1 protein-coding gene is annotated in these 240 nt (G+C 43.3%); it reads left to right on the forward strand.

Annotated features, from left to right (window positions below; genetic code table 11):
- Positions 1 to 240 (forward strand): hypothetical protein (locus SB658_RS27135; RefSeq protein WP_410603626.1); only part of this gene is annotated, 240 nt, incomplete at both ends.

The following is a 240-nucleotide window of genomic DNA, read 5'->3' on the forward strand; positions in this document are numbered from 1 at the left end:
TCATCGAGTCGAAGCAGAATTTCATTGTAGTTGGTAGAAGCAAAGAAATTAAGCCATACACAACGGAATTTAAATTGATGAAGGACGGTGCTCTTGGCGCATTTGCGATGGCCGATTCAATTGTAGGACTGGAAACACTCGCTGTATCTCGAAGTGCTGGAAAAAATGAACCGGTAACTGCTAGCATATCACTGCAATCCAGTAACAGCATCAATAACTGGTTCTTGACCTGCGCCAAGT

Source organism: Bacillus sp. SIMBA_008, from assembly GCF_046535495.1.
In the GTDB taxonomy this organism is placed as follows: Bacteria; Bacillota; Bacilli; order Bacillales; family Bacillaceae; genus Bacillus; species Bacillus subtilis.